This window comes from Micromonospora lupini, from assembly GCF_026342015.1.
Taxonomy (GTDB): Bacteria; Actinomycetota; Actinomycetes; order Mycobacteriales; family Micromonosporaceae; genus Micromonospora; species Micromonospora lupini_B.
Map to the genome: position 1 here is coordinate 2702249 of NZ_JAPENL010000002.1, position 15199 is coordinate 2717447.

14 protein-coding genes and 1 tRNA gene are annotated in these 15199 nt (G+C 70.2%); 9 read left to right on the forward strand and 6 right to left on the reverse strand.

Annotated features, from left to right (window positions below):
* The first annotated feature begins 15 nt into the window (after positions 1-15).
* Positions 16-91: transfer RNA gene (locus OOJ91_RS27390), tRNA-Lys, on the forward strand.
* A gap of 641 nt (positions 92-732) precedes the next feature.
* Here the strand turns inward: OOJ91_RS27390 and OOJ91_RS27395 are convergent.
* Positions 733-1410: a TetR/AcrR family transcriptional regulator C-terminal domain-containing protein gene (locus tag OOJ91_RS27395; RefSeq protein ID WP_266249441.1), complete on the reverse strand. Its 678-nt coding sequence runs from the start codon at positions 1408-1410 to the stop codon at positions 733-735.
* 191 nt (positions 1411-1601) lie between these two features.
* On the opposite strand from OOJ91_RS27395, the gene OOJ91_RS27400 reads away from it, so the two are divergent.
* The gene (locus OOJ91_RS27400; RefSeq protein ID WP_323178574.1) at positions 1602-2552 is read left to right on the forward strand and encodes a quinone oxidoreductase family protein; all 951 of its coding nucleotides are present in this window, start codon (positions 1602-1604) and stop codon (positions 2550-2552) included.
* A 243-nt stretch (positions 2553-2795) separates the two neighbouring features.
* On the forward strand, positions 2796-3182 hold the full coding sequence (locus OOJ91_RS27405) for a hypothetical protein (RefSeq protein ID WP_266249443.1): 387 nt from the start codon (positions 2796-2798) through the stop codon (positions 3180-3182).
* Between the two features lie 10 nt (positions 3183-3192).
* Here the strand turns inward: OOJ91_RS27405 and OOJ91_RS27410 are convergent, their stop codons facing one another.
* On the reverse strand, positions 3193-4035 hold the full coding sequence (locus tag OOJ91_RS27410) for an MBL fold metallo-hydrolase (protein ID WP_266249444.1): 843 nt from the start codon (positions 4033-4035) through the stop codon (positions 3193-3195).
* A gap of 289 nt (positions 4036-4324) precedes the next feature.
* Between OOJ91_RS27410 and OOJ91_RS27415 the strand changes: the two genes are divergently transcribed.
* Both OOJ91_RS27415 and OOJ91_RS27420 read left to right on the forward strand, forming a co-directional pair.
* Positions 4325-6550, forward strand: a complete 2226-nt coding sequence (locus OOJ91_RS27415) for an immune inhibitor A domain-containing protein (protein WP_266249445.1) — start codon at positions 4325-4327, stop codon at positions 6548-6550.
* Between the two features lie 117 nt (positions 6551-6667).
* Positions 6668-7882, forward strand: coding sequence for an FUSC family protein (locus tag OOJ91_RS27420; RefSeq protein ID WP_266249446.1), 1215 nt, complete (start codon positions 6668-6670; stop codon positions 7880-7882).
* 22 nt (positions 7883-7904) lie between these two features.
* Here the strand turns inward: OOJ91_RS27420 and OOJ91_RS27425 are convergent, their stop codons facing one another.
* Positions 7905-8330: a VOC family protein gene (locus OOJ91_RS27425; protein WP_266249448.1), complete on the reverse strand. Its 426-nt coding sequence runs from the start codon at positions 8328-8330 to the stop codon at positions 7905-7907.
* A 143-nt stretch (positions 8331-8473) separates the two neighbouring features.
* Here OOJ91_RS27425 and OOJ91_RS27430 point away from each other — a divergent pair, with 143 nt between their 5' ends.
* Positions 8474-10306 (forward strand): glycoside hydrolase family 15 protein, encoded by a 1833-nt coding sequence (locus OOJ91_RS27430; protein ID WP_266249450.1) that lies wholly within the window; start codon positions 8474-8476, stop codon positions 10304-10306.
* A gap of 15 nt (positions 10307-10321) precedes the next feature.
* Here OOJ91_RS27430 and OOJ91_RS27435 read toward each other — a convergent pair whose 3' ends face one another.
* Entirely contained in the window at positions 10322-11137 is an 816-nt protein-coding gene (locus OOJ91_RS27435; protein WP_266249875.1) for a DUF72 domain-containing protein, read from the reverse strand.
* Positions 11138-11261: 124 nt separating this feature from the next.
* Here OOJ91_RS27435 and OOJ91_RS27440 point away from each other — a divergent pair, with 124 nt between their 5' ends.
* A complete protein-coding gene (locus tag OOJ91_RS27440; protein WP_266249453.1) occupies positions 11262-12266 on the forward strand; it encodes a glycosyltransferase in 1005 nt (334 codons plus the stop codon).
* Positions 12267-12326: 60 nt separating this feature from the next.
* Positions 12327-13076 (forward strand): Clp protease N-terminal domain-containing protein, encoded by a 750-nt coding sequence (locus tag OOJ91_RS27445; protein WP_266249454.1) that lies wholly within the window; start codon positions 12327-12329, stop codon positions 13074-13076.
* 181 nt (positions 13077-13257) lie between these two features.
* Here OOJ91_RS27445 and OOJ91_RS27450 read toward each other — a convergent pair whose 3' ends face one another.
* Together OOJ91_RS27450 and OOJ91_RS27455 are read right to left on the reverse strand one after the other, a co-directional pair.
* A complete protein-coding gene (locus OOJ91_RS27450; protein ID WP_266249456.1) occupies positions 13258-13776 on the reverse strand; it encodes a hypothetical protein in 519 nt (172 codons plus the stop codon).
* Between the two features lie 191 nt (positions 13777-13967).
* Positions 13968-14156, reverse strand: coding sequence for a DNA repair protein (locus OOJ91_RS27455; RefSeq protein WP_266249457.1), 189 nt, complete (start codon positions 14154-14156; stop codon positions 13968-13970).
* Between the two features lie 205 nt (positions 14157-14361).
* On the opposite strand from OOJ91_RS27455, the gene OOJ91_RS27460 reads away from it, so the two are divergent.
* Complete coding sequence (locus tag OOJ91_RS27460) at positions 14362-15024, forward strand: GNAT family N-acetyltransferase (protein WP_266249459.1); 663 nt, start codon at positions 14362-14364, stop codon at positions 15022-15024.
* The last annotated feature ends 175 nt before the right edge of the window (positions 15025-15199 follow it).

Below are 15199 nucleotides of genomic sequence, written 5' to 3' on the forward strand. Positions count from 1 at the left end.
TCCCGTTGCCTGCGAGCGCCGCTAGCTCAACTGGCAGAGCAGCGGACTCTTAATCCGCGGGTTCGGGGTTCGAGTCCCTGGCGGCGCACCAACGATCGAGGCCTGACCCGGTGGTTCACACTGGGTCGGGCCTTTTTCGTGTACGCGGTCGTGGGCGGTCGCTCGCCGGGCTCGGGAGCCGTTGGACGGATGTAGCCAGCGAGGTCACGTGCGGTGACGGGTATCGGACGAAAGTGATACGCGTCGCGCGTAACGGTTCTTCGAGCGTGCCCAGCGGAAGATCACAGCGTGCGCCACAACGGCATTGAAGGTGCGGAATGCCTGCGGCACGCTGGGTTCTGTCTCGCGAATAAAGGTCGGAGCCCTGAACGGATCGCGGCAACGGTGACCGCCTTGCCGTTTTGGGACTGCTCTGACCTGGTCCTGCACGTCGCGAACATGTCGTGACTCGGCCGCGACGTGCGGAGCCACCACACACGGTTTCACGAGAGTCGTGCGTCGGAAGCGAGTCACGTGCATCTACCCAGCACGGCTGTCGGGTGGATGGAGCGGAGGGCAGTCCTGTTCCGGTCCTCGATCGTCACAGAATGCGTAGGCGCGGTGCGGTGAGCCTGTTGGTGCCTGTGATTGAGTCGACGGCCGGCCATCGACTCAACCTGGGTGGGACGCAAGCCGGAACTGGGGGCGGCTCATTCGGGTTTGTTGCGGCATGTGGGTGAGCTGAGTCTCCCTTCATTCGCTTCGGATGTGTTCCGTTGTGCTGCTGCTGCTGCTGCTGCTGCTGCTGCTGCTGCTGCTGCTGCGGATGCCTGCGATGACCAGGCGGAGGCCGTAGTCGAAGTGCTGCTCGTGGTGTGGGGCAGGAATGTGAGTAAGCGCGGCGTGCATGTGCGGATGGCGTTGCGGGTCGACAGCCTCGGCGAGCCTGACGGTGGCGGATGTGCCGCCGTCAGGAAGGCTTGCGGCGAGTTGCTCTTCGATGGTGTGGCCGACGACGTAGTAGGTCAGCGAGTCGGCCGCCCAGGAGGCGTCCCGGCTGGACAGTCCGCCTTCTTGCAGGGTCGCGATCATGGTCTCGCCGTAGTCGAGTGCATTGGGCAGGGGGAAGAAGGCGCCGGAGAACAGTCGGGCGCCGTCGCGGCGGGACAGCAGTGCCTTGCGTAGGCGACCGGCGAGGTCGGCGATCCGCTCGTGCCACGGTTGCCGCTGGTCGAGCTCGGCGGCCACGCTGGTGAGCAGGGTGTCGGCCATCGCCTCCAGCAGGGCTTGTTTGCTGCGGAAGTGCCAGTAGGTGGCGCCGTTCTGAACGCCCAGGGTGGTGGTGAGGCGGCGCATGGTCAGTTGGTCGAGGCCGACCTGGTCGAGCAGGTCGAGTGCTGCGTTGAGCACGTGGTCTCGGTTGAGCCGCATGTCTGCTACCTCACAAACGGTTTGACGACGTCCCAAGTATGCCGCAAACTTCAACAGCGTTGAACTTCAACAGCGTAGAAGTACTGGGTTGGAGGGAGGTGCCGGTCATGCTGCCGAGGAACAGCTGCTGAGGAAGCGGTTCTGGTCGCCTGCCGCGCGGCAGGCGACCGGAACGCCCGTAGATCCGGTTGATGGACGTTCTGCGAGGGGAGCCTGTGTTGCGCGAGATCAGTTTTGCCGCCGGCCATCCGGCCGAGGTCGTGCAAGCGCCGGATCCGGCACCCGGGCCGGGACAGCTGCTGGTACGCACCGAGGCTGTCGGAGTCGGTGTGGGACTCGCGCGGCTGTTGGCGGCGGCCGGCGAGAGCGGGGAGCCCGTCAGACCGGGCGGGGAGGTCGTCGGCACCGTCGTGGCGCTCGGTTCGGACCTGCCCGGGTTCGCCGTGGGTGACCGGGTCGGAGGTGTGGTGTTCCAGGACGCCTTCGCCGACCTGGTCGTCGCCGACCCCCGGCTGGTTGGCCCCGTACCGGCCGAAGTGGACGCGGCGGCGGCGCTCGCGCTGGTCCGTGGCGGTCTGATCGCGTCGAGTGTGCTGCGGATCGGCCGGTTCGAGCCAGGCGAGTCCGTGCTGGTGACCGCGGCGGCCAGCGGTACAGGTCACCTTGCCGTGCAGTTGGCCCGGGCGCTCGGCGCGGGCCGGGTCGTCGGGGCGGTCGGGTCGCCCGACAAGGCTGACTTCGTCCGCGAGTGCGGCGCCGACGATGTGGTCACCTACGCCCAGCAGTCGTGGGGTGACCCCGTCGATGTGGTGCTCGACGGGGCCGGCGGCGAGCTGGTGCAGCGTGGTGTGGCTGCCCTCGCACCGTTCGGTCGGCTCGTCGCGTTCAGCGCCGGCGGCGGCAACGTCGATTTGGCCGGCCTGCTCGGCGGCGTCAAGTCCGTCATCGGGTTCACCATCGGCACGCTCAACCGCAATCGGCCGGAACTGGTCGAGCGGCACCGCGCCGAGCTGTGGGACCTGCTCGCCGCCGGCCAGCTGCGACCCCGGCACACCGACTTCCCGCTCGACCAGGTCACCGACGCTATTGAGCTGATCACGACTCGCGTCAACCTCGGACGCGTCGTGCTGCGCACCGGCTGAGCCAGCGCACCAACCATCCGCAACACACGCCGTGCGTCCCCGTGGAGCAGCCAAGCTGCCTACCGATATCGCAGGATCAGGCCGCAGCGAGCCCACGCGCTCGTACCTGTGCCACCGGGCGATCGATCAACTCGCGCTGAGGCCGTCGCGGCCAGCCGGGACTAACGCCACCGTCGATGCTGCCACCATCTGTGTCAGCATCGACGGTGCTGAGCGAGACTGGACCTTTCTACAGGAGTGCGTATGGCGCGGGGCCCCGTACTGGTGATTGGTCTTGATCCGGTTCGGATCCCGGGCTGGGACCCGGCGCCGGTCGTGGCGGCGATAGCGCGCGGTCAGGCCCGTTTCGCGGAGCACGACGTCGAGGCCGACCTGTGCCTGGTGGCGCCCGACGACAACCCCGAAGCCGCTGTCGTCGAGGCGCTGACCCGCAGGGACTACGCCTGCGTGGTGGTCGGCGGCGGCATCCGCAAGCACGAGCCCCTGCTTCCGCTCTTCGAGAAGATGGTCAATCTCGTCCGGCAGCATGCTCCCGGCGCGGCGATCGCCTTCAACAGCACCCCGGAGGACACTGCCGACGCCGCGCTGCGGTGGCTGCCCCACGACACGGGCGGACACCGCACCCCATGACGTCGGGCGGTCAGCTCTTGGCCGCGTGCGCGGAGTTCCAGGCCACCGACCGGTTGATCCGGTCGGGGTAGCGGCGGATCATCGCCGCGTACAGGGCCTCGGCGTTGTCCGCGCGCTCTGCTTCGGCGGCGAACGCGTCCAGGTACTGGCGGGTCTGCTCGATCGTGTCCGGGTCGTCGTCGGCCCCGTCGGGCTTGTGCCCGGCGATCACCACGGACGGCCGCAGCGCGGCGACCGTGTCGAGGGCGGCGTGCCACCGTTGCATCCCGCCGTTGCCCGCCTCGGCGAGGTAGAGGTGGACCCCGTTGTAGACCGCGTCCCCCGCGACGACCAGATCGAGCGACGGCACGTGCAGCACCGTCGTGTCGTCGGTGTCGGTGTGGCCGACCTCGACCGCCACCAGTTTCTCGCCCTCAAGCTCGATAGTGGTGTCGTCCAGAGTTTCTGCGATCGGTGGATTCTCGGCGATCTGGTCCGGGAAGCCCTTGCGCCAGAAACCGTCGAGCCACTGCTCGCCGAGCTGCTGGCGCATGTGTTCCACCACCGACCGGGTGGCGACCATCCGCGCGTCGGGGAAGCGTTCCAGGACGGCGGACGCTCCGAAGAAGTGGTCGCCGTGCCCGTGGGTGACGTAGATGGTGGTGAGGTTGCGGCCGCTGGCGGCGACCCAGTCGGCAAGCGCGCGTCCCTCGTCCATGGTCAGGAGGGCGTCGACGAGCACCGCGTCGCGATCTCCGAAGATCAGCGTCGAGCTGGTGGGTGACCACACCTCGCCCTTCTCGCCGGGCGGGACGCTCGCGGCGACGACCGGTTTGGGTCCCGCGACGTACGTTCTTCTGCTCAGTGCCGCCATCCTGGGCCCCCGAATCCACAGGTACTCGCGGTTTCAGTACACCAAGACCGGACTGCGGCCGAGCGGGAATGACGGAAGACGGCCGGGCTGTCCATTGTTGTCGGTCGGCTGGTGCAGCACGCCGACGGCGTGGAGGGAACAGGTCGGCGGGGTGAGATGGATCGCTCCCACGATCGGTCGAGGGACATGGTTGCCTCGGGCTACCGTGTCGTCGGTCGAATGATCAACGTGAGCCGCTGGCACGCCGGCCGGGTCACGGGCACCGGGTCAGACCCCCGAAGGAGGTTCCATGGCACGCACCCGCACCGCTGGGGCGCTCGCCGCCGTCCTCGTCCTACCGGCCCTCTCCGTCGTCGTCACGACGTCACCGGCAGCGGCGGAATCCGCCGCGTCGAAGGCCCCGCCGCCGAGTGACATGCGTGAGCTCACCCGCAAGGACTTCACACTCGATGGGCGGCCCGTCGAGACGCCTTCGCGCTACCAGCCGCGTACGGACGCGCGCCGGCAGGCGCAGAAGGCCACCGGCGAGACGCCGGCGGTCGGTACGGTCCGGCAGTGGCTCGGCCTCGACGACGTGCAGGGCACCGTCTACCGCAAGGACTACACGCTGCGGGCGGTCGGCGAGCACATCGAGGTCTGGGTCGCCAACGACCTGGCATTCCCGGCCGGCGACTGCCGGGCCCAGGTGCCGTCCTCGACGCAGATCACCGACACGCAGGTGCAGCACCTCGTCGACGAGTTCGACCACAACATGTACCCGAAGGAGACCAACGCCTTCAGCACCCCGCCGGACCGGGACGGCACGAACGCCCAGATCGGGCCGGACGCCGACGGCAAGGGTGGCGTCTACACGGGCGCGGGCGACAAGACCGTCACCCTCGTGGACAACGTGCGCGACGACAATTACTACACGTTCCCGGCCGCGCCGACCTACGTCGCCGGGTTCTTCTCGGCGCAGTTCAACGAGCTGCTCGACCGCAACGTGATGACCGTCGACGCGTTCGACTGGCTGCACCGGATGACGGCGAACCCGCCGGACGAGCCCACCGCCGACCTGTGCACCAGTCGTAGCGCGCGGCCGAACAGCTACGAGGGCACGTTCGCGCACGAGTGGCAGCACCTGGCGCACTACTACACCGACCCGTTCGAGGGTAACTGGATCAACGAGGGTCTCTCCGACTTCGCCATGTCGCTCACCGGTTACAGCAACTCGAAGGCAACCGTCTTCGACCGGGGAGCGGACAGCCACCTCTACTGCTACCAGGGGTTCGGCACCGTCCAGACGCCGTACAACACGAACCCCCGCGAGTGCGGCGGGCCGGAGAACTCCCTGACCCTCTGGGACGAGAGCCCCGACCCGAACGCGGTGCTCGCCGACTACGGCAGCGCGTACTCGATGATGATGTTCCTGTACGACCGCTACGGCGCGGCCTTCATGTCCCGGCTGCACCGAGACGGCGAACGGCAGGGCATCGCGAGCCTCGACGCCGAGCTGGAGACCGTCGGAGTGCACGACGTCTACCAGGTCGTCCACGACTTCCAGTCGATGACCCTGCTGGACAAGCTCGTCGGCGAGTCGAAGCTCGGCGTCACCCTCGGCGTCTCCAAGAGCCGGGTCACCACGCCGAGCCTGCGCTCCACAGTCAACCTGGCCAGCACGGCGGCCAACGGCACGCCTGGCGTCGCGCCGAACGGGGCCGACTACGTGCAGCTGGGCGCCGCGAAGGGCAAGGTGCTCACCGGTCGCGATCTGCGGTCGGTGAAGTTCCAGGGCGCGAAGACCCTGCCGGCGCTCCCGCTGGCGTGGACGAGCACCACCCAGGATCCGGACCGTCCGGGCAACGCCGTCCTGTTCTCCGGCAACGCCAACAGCCTGGACTCGGCGGCCGTCACCTCCGTCGAGGTGCCGACCGCGGACCCGACGCTGCGGTTCCTCGCAAAGTACGGCGCGGAGTTCGGCTTCGACTACGGCTACGTGACCGTGTCGACCGACGGCGGCGCGACGTACACGGCGATCCCCGGTGACCACACGGTCGAGGGTCCCCTCGGGCCGGCGCTGAACGGCACGACCGACGGATTCGAGGCACGCTCGTACGACCTGTCGGCGTACGCCGGCAAGACCGTGCTGCTCGGCTTCCGCTACGTCAGCGACGGCGGCGTCAACGAGGGCGGGCTGCTGCTCGACGACATCACCCTCGGCGGGAGGACGATAAGCGACGGCTCCAGCCTGACGCCGTTCGACTCGCCCACCGAGATCCGCCCGACCCAGGTCAAGAACTGGAACCTGCGGCTCATCGGCATCGACGAGAAGCACTCGATCGCCTGGCAGTTCGAGTCGAACGGCAAGTCCGAGGTCACGATCGGCAAGGTGCAGTTGGCAGTTCTTGACGCGTTCCCCAAGGTCGTTGCCGTGGTGGCGTACGACGAGCCGACCGAGCAGGTGACGCAGTACGCGCCGTACCAGCTCACCGTCAACGGCGTCGTACAGCCCGGAGGAGCCAGCTCGCTGAGCTGATCTCCGCCCCGTCGCGGGGGCACCTACCGTCCTGGCCGGCGGCGGGTGCCCCCGCGTCGCGTTCCGGCGGGCGCGGTGGCGCCGGATAGGTTCGGGCGCGCCGGGTAAGCGGCGCGCGTGCCCGTCAACCAGGAGCCGGAGACCGACGGCGACCCGGCACCGCACGGATGGCTCGGGGCTCGCCGGATGGTCGCCGGTCTGCGGGAGCGGGCACACGAGGGGCTCCGCTCCCGCACCTGGCGGCTACGCCTGTACGGCCTGCTCGCGGTGCAGGCCGGCATCGCGGCGGCGATCGCCTGGTTCGTGACGCACCAATTCCTGCACAACCCGTCCCCGGTCCTCGCGCCCACCACCGCGGTCGGCATCGTGGCCGCCTCGATGGGGTCACGCCTGCGGCGCACCGTCGAGCTGCTGGTCGGGGTGATCCTCGGGCTGGCCGTCGGCGACACCCTCATGCCGTTCTTCGGCATCGGAGCCTGGCAGACAGGCGTGGTCGTCGTGCTGGCGATCGTCCTCGCCATCCTGTTCAAGGGCGGTGGTTCGCTGCTCACCCAGGCCGGTGGCACCGCGGTCCTCATCGCCACCCTGGAGCCACCCGTGCGCGACCTGTCCGTCCCCCGCTTCGTCGACGCGGCGGTCGGCGGACTGGTCGGGCTGGCTGTCGGACTGCTGCTGGTGCCCATCCATCCGCAGCGGACGCTGCTACGGCTGGCCGAGCCCGTCGTCGGACCGGCGGCCGCCACCATCCACGAGCTGGCCGCGGCGCTGCGGAGCCGCGACCTCGCCGACGCCGAGCGGAGCCTGCGCCGGTTGCGGGAACTCGGCCCCCGGCTGGCCGCCCTGAACGACGGGCTCAGCGCCGCCCAGGAGGTGGGGCGGCTGGCGCCCCTGCGCTGGCGGGAGCGCGACTCCCTGGCCTTCCACACGGCGTCGATCCAGCATCTGGACCGTAGCCTGCACAGCTGCCGCTCCCTGTCCCGACGACTCACGACGGCGCTCAAGGACGAGGAACCCATCCCCGAGGAGTTTCCCGCGGCCATCGACCTGCTGGCCTCCGCCGTGCTGACCCTGCGCTGGACGATCCAGAACGGTGCGGAGCCGCGGGAGGCCCGCGAGCAGATCCTGATGGGTGTCGAGATGATCGGACGGGCGCAGGGGGAGGCCGTGCGGGATCCCACCCGACCGCACATCCACCGTCTGGGCTACTCCGGGTTGATCGCCGCAGGCGAGTTTCGCACGGCCGCCCACGACCTGCTCGTCGCCAGCGGGCTGGACGCCGAGAGTGCGGCGGTGCTGGTGCGGAGGGCGGTGGACGGGTACCGGCGCAACTGAGGGGAAGACTCGGCACGCCAGGTCACGTCGCCCTCCCCGCGGAGAGCACGTCGAGGTAGTGCGGGTTGGTCATGACGCCCAGCACGTTGCCGAACGGGTCGACAACCGCCGCGGTGACGAACCCCTCGTCCCCGTGCGGCGTGATCGGCTGGTACTCCGTCGCGCCCAGGGCCAGGAGCCGCGCCACGGTGGCGTCGAGGTCGTCGACGTGCCAGTGCATGACGGCGCCGCCCGGCCCGGTCACCGCGCCGGGTGGCGCGTACCGGCGGTCGATGATGCCCAGCTCCGCCTGGTAGTCGCCCACGCGGAACTCCGTGTAGGCCGGACGTCCGTCGGGACCGGGCCGCGAGAAGTACGCGTCCTGGCCCAGGAACTGGGCGTACCACTCGGTGGCCGCCGCCACGTCGTCCGCCCAGACGTTCAGCGTGGCGAATCCGCGCAGGCTCATCCGGTGTCCTCTCGTCGTTGGCGTCCGGTGTCACGCTATCGGCGGGCACCGACACGTTCGTCCCACACGGAGATGACGGGCCGTGTAGCGCGCGGTATCCGGGGTAGTCGCCGCCGTCAGCCCGACGAGCGGCGGGAGCCCACGTGGAGACGACGTACCCCGCGGTGGAGGAGCACGGCCTGATCGGCGACCTGCAGACCGCAGCGCTGATCAGCAAGGACGGCACGATCGACTGGTTCTGCGCGCCACGCTTCGACTCGCCGAGCGTCTTCGCCGCCCTGCTTGACCGTCGCAGGGGCGGGCACTTCCAGCTCTCGCCGGACGGCGTCGAGTACACGAGCAAGCAGCTCTACCTGCCCGGTACGCCGATCCTGATCACCCGCTTCCACAGCGCCGACGGTGTGGGGGAGCTGGTGGACTTCATGCCCGTCACCGGTGCGCAGGCCACCGACCAGCATCGGTTGATCCGGCTGGTCCGGATGGTCCGGGGAAGCATGCGCTTCCGCTTCGACTGCCGGCCACGGTTCAACTACGGGCGGGATCCGTACGAGCTCGAGGTCCATCCGGAGGGCGACGTCTTCCGCAGCTCGACCCTCTCCCTCACCCTGACCCCCTTCAAGAACGCGGAGCGGCTAATCGACGCCGGGGCGATCCGTCGGGACGCGGAGGGCGTCTGCGTCCGCTACGAGCTGCACGGCGGCGACATCGGCGGCGTCGTCCTGGAGACGGACTGCCCGCACGCGCCCCGGGCGCTCAGCATCGAGCAGGCCTGTGAACTGCTCGCCGAGACCCGCGACCACTGGCGGCGGTGGATCGGCCGCTCCACCTACACCGGTCGCTGGCGGGAGATGGTCGAACGGTCCGCGATGACGCTCAAGCTCATGACGTACGCCCCGACGGGTGCTCTGGTCGCCGCGCCGACGGCCGGGTTGCCGGAGCAGATCGGCGGGCCGCGGAACTGGGACTACCGCTACACGTGGATCCGGGACGCCTCGTTCTCGGTGCACGCGCTGCTCAGCATCGGTTTCACAGACGAGGCGGAGAAGTATCTTCTCTGGCTCGACGGGCGCATCCGGGACGCCCGCGACGGTGACGTCCCCCTCCAGGTGATGTACCGGATCGACGGCTCACCGGACCTCCCCGAGGAGGTGCTGGGTTATCTGGAGGGGTACCGCGGCTCGGCGCCGGTGCGAATCGGCAACGGCGCGGCGGGCCAACTGCAGCTCGACATCTACGGCGAGGCGCTCCTGGCTCTGGATCTCGCCAGCCGAAACGGGCTTTTCGTCTCGTACGAGGCGTGGCGGAAGACGGCGGGGTTGATGGACTGGCTCTGCGACCACTGGGACCAGCCCGAGGACGGCATCTGGGAAACCCGGTCCGGCCGGCAGGACTTCACCTACGGGCGGTTGATGGCCTGGGTGGCGTTGGACCGTGCCATCCGTCTCGCGAAGCGCCATGGACGTCCCGGCGACACGGCCCGCTGGACCATCGAGCGCAACGCCGTCTACGAGCAGCTCATGGCACGTGGATTCCATCCCGGACGTGGCGCGTTCGTGCAGCACTACGGCACCGACATCCTGGACGCGTCGCTCCTCGCGATGCCTGGGCTCGGCTTCATCTCGCCTACCGATCCGATGTGGGAGTCGACGCTGCGCGCGATGGACGGCGACCTGGTCTCCGACAGCCTCGTCTACCGCTACGACCCGAAGGCCTCGCCGGACGGGCTCGCCGGCTCCGAGGGCACCTTCAGCATGTGCACCTTCTGGTACGTCCAGGCCCTCGCCCAGTCCGGCCGGCTCGACGACGCCCGGCTGACGTTCGAGAAGATGCTGACGTACAGCACGCCGTTGGGGCTCTACTCGGAGGAGATCGCCCCCACAGGTGAGCAGATCGGCAACTTCCCGCAGGCGTTCAGCCACCTCTCGCTGATCAGCACGGCGCATCACCTCGACGACCTCCTCGACCGCGAGCGCTGACCGCAGGCGCACTCCTCAGAAGAGGGTCAGGGGTTCGACAGGCATCGGTTCGGGCAGGGCGTCGAGGCCGGGCACGCGTGCTCGTACCTCGTCGTGAAACCGGCGGGCGAGCTGCGGCGCGTCGGCGTTGTCAGGTGTGTGGACGAACATGGTGGGGGAGCGACCCTCGCGCAGCCAGTCGGCGGTGACCTCGACCCAGCGTCGCCACCCCTGCACCGTTCGGGCGCTGTCGTCGCGGCCCAGGTAGCGGACGATCGGGCGGTCGGTAAGCGCGACCGACCGCAGCGGCACCCGTGGCTTCTTGGTCCAGGCGTCGCGTTCCGCGTCGCTTGTCGGCGGGCTGGTGAAGAACGCAGTGGTGTCGAAGGGAATCCACTCGGCCGAGGCCGCGGTGAGGGTCTCCTCGAGCAGCCGGATCGCGCGGGGTTCGGTGAAGAACGCGGGATGGCGAACCTCCACGGCGTACCGGTGGGAGCGGGGGAGCTGGCCGAGGAACCGGCCGAGGGCGGGCACGTCGGCCGGGGAGAACGACCCCGGTAGCTGGATCCAGAGAGCGTGGGCGCGTGGACCGAGGGGCTCGATCGCGTCCAGGAAGGCGCGCAGCGGGTCGCCGACGTCGGTGAGTCGGCGTTCGTGCGTGACGACCCTGGGAAGTTTGAGGACGAACCGGAAGCTCGGATCGGTCTGCGCCGCCCACGACGCCACGGTGTCCCGGGCCGGCGTCGCGTAGAACGTCGTGTTTCCCTCGACGGCGTCGCACCAACTCGCGTAGTGCCGCAGGCGCTCTCCGGACGGTAGCGAGCGACCCGGCCACGACCGGTGACTCCACATCGCGCATCCCACGTGCAGACGCATGACCACCTCCTCGAACCGAGCCCGTGCTTGGCCGGAGCCCACCGTATAGGGGTCGGTGCGCCGAGCCGGGCCGGCGGTGCGGCCGGTAGCGTCCGGCGCCATGCGCGTGCTGTTCGCCAGTCTTGCCTCCGTCGGGCACACCTATCCGCTGATCCCGTTGGCCATCGCCGCCCGCGAGGCCGGTCACGAGGTCCATTTCGCCGCCGGCGAGGCGGTGCACGCGCCGCTCGCCGCGAACGGCCTACGGCCATTCCGTCCTGGCGACGTCTTCTACGAGGCGTACGCCGAGGATCTGGAACCGGAGCTGGTGCGTCTTCGACCCGACCTGGTGGTGCACGAGTGGGGGATGCCGGGAGCCGCCGTCGCCGCCCGTCGGGCGGGCATCCCGGGCCTGTGGCACGGGTTCGGTCGCCTGTTTCCCGACGGCATCGGCCTCGAACTGCCCACCAGGAACGCCGAGGTCGTCGGCCGCCCGCACCTCGACATCTGGCCGCCCTCACTGCAGGACGAGACGTTCCTCGGCACCGAGCGTCGGATCGAGCTGCGGCCGGTCGCCTTCTCGACGGCGGCCCCGCTGCCCCCGGAGGTGCGACACCGGACGTCCCGCCCATTCATCTATCTGTCCCTCGGGACCGCGTTCGGCACGCCGGAACTGCTCCGGACGGCCATGGCCGGTCTGGCGACGCTGGGTGCGCAGGTGGTGGTCGCGGCGGGTCGGGTGCCCCCGGAGAAGCTTGGCGAGATTCCCGACGGGGTCACCGTGCACCGCTGGGTGCCGCAGGCGGAGCTGCTGCCGCTCGTCGACGCGGTGGTGCACCACGGTGGCAGTGGCACCACCCTCGGCGCGCTCGCGGCCGGTGTGCCGCAGGTGCTCATTCCGCAGGGCGCCAACCAGTTCGCCGATGCCGCCGCGCTCAGCGCCGCCGGTGTCGCCCTGCGGCTCCTGCCAGGTGAGGTGGACGCGGACGCGGTCGCCGAACAGACTCGCCGTGTGCTCGCGCCGTACGGTGCGCAGCGTGACGCGGTCCGTGACATCGCCGAGGAGATCGCCCGGATGCCCTCGCCGGCGTCCGTCGCCAAGCGCCTGCCCGAGTTCGTCGGGTGACCAACGAGAGGGCGTCAACTCGAAGTTGACGCCGAGGAGTCGTCAACTTATGGTTGACGCATGACCGAACCCTTCCAGATGAGCAACTCCGTCAAGCTCGACGACCTGATCCAGGCGATCAAGAAAGCGCATACCGACGCGCTCGAGCAGCTCACCGACGCTGTCATCGCCGCCGACCACCTCGGAGAGGTCGCTGACCACCTGATCGGGCACTTCGTCGACCAGGCCCGGCGCTCGGGCGCCTCCTGGACCGACATCGGCCGCAGCATGGGGGTCAGCAAGCAGGCCGCCCAGAAGCGCTTCGTAGCGAAGGGCTCCACCGAGGCGGCAGCGCTCGACCCGAATGCCGGCTTCGGTCGGTTCACTCCCAGGGCCCGTAACGTGGTCGTGGCGTCCCAGGAGGAGGCCCGCGCCGCGGGGAGCCCCGAGATCGGCCCCGCGCACCTGGTGCTGGGTCTGCTCGCCGAGCCGGAGGGGCTGGCGGCTCGGGTGCTGGCGGGTCGGGGTGCGACAGCCGAGGCGGTACGCGAGGCGGTCGGCGCGGTCCTTCCGCCGGCGGTCGACCAGGTCCCAGACCTCATCCCGTACGACGCGCGCGGCAAGAAGGCGTTGGAGCTGACCTTCCGGGAGGCGCTGCGACTCGGGCACAACTACATCGGCACCGAGCACATCCTGCTCGCCCTGGTGGAGCAGGAGGACGGGACCGGCGTACTCACCGATCTCGGCCTGACCAAGGAGGCCGTCGAAGCCGACCTGTCCGCCGCCCTCGCGGCCGTCGTCAAGGCGTCAGCGGCCGACGACGCTGGCTGACGGCGACCGGGACGGTCGCCGGCGCCGGAGAGGACCGCTCGTGCATGTCCTTGGCGGGCCGCACGTCACGGAGCCCTCGCCCGGCCTCGCCTCGGATGGTCGCACGGGGCCTGACAAGCGGAAGGCGGTCACCGAGACCGCCTTCCGCAAGCGGGCCAAGAAGGCCTGCTGAGGCGCTCGCTCAGGTGGCGTCGGGGAAGCCGTACCGCAGGGCGTGTTCCGGATCGGTCGGGTCGATCTGGCGCACGCCCGCGTCGGCGAGGCGCTTGTTGACCTCGTCGAGCTGCTCGCGGACCAGTCGGGCCTCCTCCTCGGTGACCCGCCCCCGGTGCGGCTTCCCGGCGTGCTCGAGCGTGCCGTAGTCGATCTTTTCGGGGCCCTTGCGGGCCTTGGGTGGGCGGACCCGCTCGGCAGTCCGCAGCAGTTGCGCCATCGGGACGTCGGTGGCCATCGCGTCGAACTCGCTTGCGGTGAGGACCACCCGTCGGGGCTCGCCGCCGCCGTGCCGGTCGTGGATCTCCACCACCGCCACGTCAAGCGCGGCGTCGTCGATGCTCTCCACCTCGCCCGGGGTGGCGTCGAGCTGCACGGGCCCGGCGACCAGGTCCGGGTGCTCCAGGACGACGACACGAACCACCTCGTCGTCCTGCTGCAGAACGGTGCCGGTGAAGTCGGAGACGTGGATCGTCTTCTTGCCCATGCGCGGAGCTTCTCCTGTCGTAGGCCGGGGTGCCGGACCACAAGAAATTACCCGACAGGTGTGCGAAAGCCGCCGCTGGTCCTCCTGCGGTGTGTCGTCCCCGGCTGACGTCAGAGAGTTCCCTTCGGCGCCAGCCACTCGGTGGGCTGGCCGGTGACGGCGCTGATCCGGTCGTAGTCGGGTGTGGTGCGTCAGCGCGTGTTGAGGCCGTGCCGGCTGGAGCTGCCGGCCGGCACGCTGTTCAGCTTCGCCCAGGACAGCGCGCCCGTGGCGCGGGTCACCCGGTGGCGCGGTTGGGCCGGAACGGGCCCGGCTTCCTCCGCTGCTCGCCAGAGTCGCGTGGGGTCCTGGTGGAAGCGGTCGTTCGGCTGAATCGGCATGACCATACCGTCCCAAAGAAAGGTGTCCATGTATGGAAATACCTATGACGGCCGATCTCGCCACCCGGTTCCCGGATCTCGGGCAGCACGCCGGCGCCCCGACGCAGTCGTGGCCGCGGGTCACCCGGCCCCCGGCGGGAAGGCCCGCCCGACCGGGCCGCCCGGCGTACGGTGATCCACGACGTGTGGGTGACGGGAGGTACGCATGCTCGACCGGCGGCTGCAACTGCACCTCGCCTCCTGGCTCGGCCAGTGGCCGGCCGGTCCGGGGCTGCACGTGGTCGCCTCGCACCGCCGGGCCAGGCCGGCCTGGGACGGTCGGCTGCGTCCGGCCCTGGCCGTCGACACCGGTCGGAGCGCGGTGCTCTCCGTCGCGCCCGACCGGGTGGCGGCGATCCGGGCGTTGGTCCGGCGCGCACCGGAGCGCATGCTCGCGGCACTGCCGCAGGCCGTCGGACTGCCCACCTTCCGCGTGCACGACGGCCCGTTCCGCTGGAGTCTCTCTCCCGCGCCGCTTCCCGACGTGGGGGAGTGGACCGAGTCGACAGCCCCCGGCCTGCCGCCCTGGCTGCGGCTGTTCGACCGGCCGGTGCTCGTGGTCCGCGACTCCGACGGCGCGTACCTGGCCGGCGCCGGGATAAAACGCCACGACGCGTTCGGGCACGAACTGGCCGTTGGCGCCGCCCCGGCGGCCCGGGGTCGGGGCCTCGCGCGTCGGCTGGTGGCGCAGGCGGCGCGGCGGGTCCTGGACGAGGGTGCCGTGCCGACGTACCTGCACGAGAGGGACAATCACGCCTCGGCCCGGGTCGCGGAGGCGGCGGGCTTCCCGGACCGGGGTTGGCGGGCGTACGGGGTCTATCCGCGGTGAGACGGGGAGCCGTTCTCAGTGCGCGGACCGTGGATCCCGGGCCGGATCCACGGTCCGCAACCTGCCCCCAGGTCCCGGTTCTCGGGCGGTCGGCCGCGTCGTTGACGGGCCGATCCGATGTCGATCACGCTACGTATCGGATCTGCCCGGTGCAAGATGCGAGCTGTCGGGTCGG

Coding starts and splice junctions, on each gene's coding strand:
- OOJ91_RS27395 (WP_266249441.1), bottom strand. CDS start 1,410: ATGCGGCTCAACCGAGACCACGTGCTCAACGCAGCACTCGACCTGCTC.
- OOJ91_RS27400 (WP_323178574.1), top strand. CDS start 1,602: ATGGACGTTCTGCGAGGGGAGCCTGTGTTGCGCGAGATCAGTTTTGCC.
- OOJ91_RS27405 (WP_266249443.1), top strand. CDS start 2,796: ATGGCGCGGGGCCCCGTACTGGTGATTGGTCTTGATCCGGTTCGGATC.
- OOJ91_RS27410 (WP_266249444.1), bottom strand. CDS start 4,035: ATGGCGGCACTGAGCAGAAGAACGTACGTCGCGGGACCCAAACCGGTC.
- OOJ91_RS27415 (WP_266249445.1), top strand. CDS start 4,325: ATGGCACGCACCCGCACCGCTGGGGCGCTCGCCGCCGTCCTCGTCCTA.
- OOJ91_RS27425 (WP_266249448.1), bottom strand. CDS start 8,330: ATGAGCCTGCGCGGATTCGCCACGCTGAACGTCTGGGCGGACGACGTG.
- OOJ91_RS27435 (WP_266249875.1), bottom strand. CDS start 11,137: ATGTGGAGTCACCGGTCGTGGCCGGGTCGCTCGCTACCGTCCGGAGAG.
- OOJ91_RS27440 (WP_266249453.1), top strand. CDS start 11,262: ATGCGCGTGCTGTTCGCCAGTCTTGCCTCCGTCGGGCACACCTATCCG.
- OOJ91_RS27445 (WP_266249454.1), top strand. CDS start 12,327: ATGACCGAACCCTTCCAGATGAGCAACTCCGTCAAGCTCGACGACCTG.
- OOJ91_RS27450 (WP_266249456.1), bottom strand. CDS start 13,776: ATGGGCAAGAAGACGATCCACGTCTCCGACTTCACCGGCACCGTTCTG.
- OOJ91_RS27455 (WP_266249457.1), bottom strand. CDS start 14,156: ATGCCGATTCAGCCGAACGACCGCTTCCACCAGGACCCCACGCGACTC.
- OOJ91_RS27460 (WP_266249459.1), top strand. CDS start 14,362: ATGCTCGACCGGCGGCTGCAACTGCACCTCGCCTCCTGGCTCGGCCAG.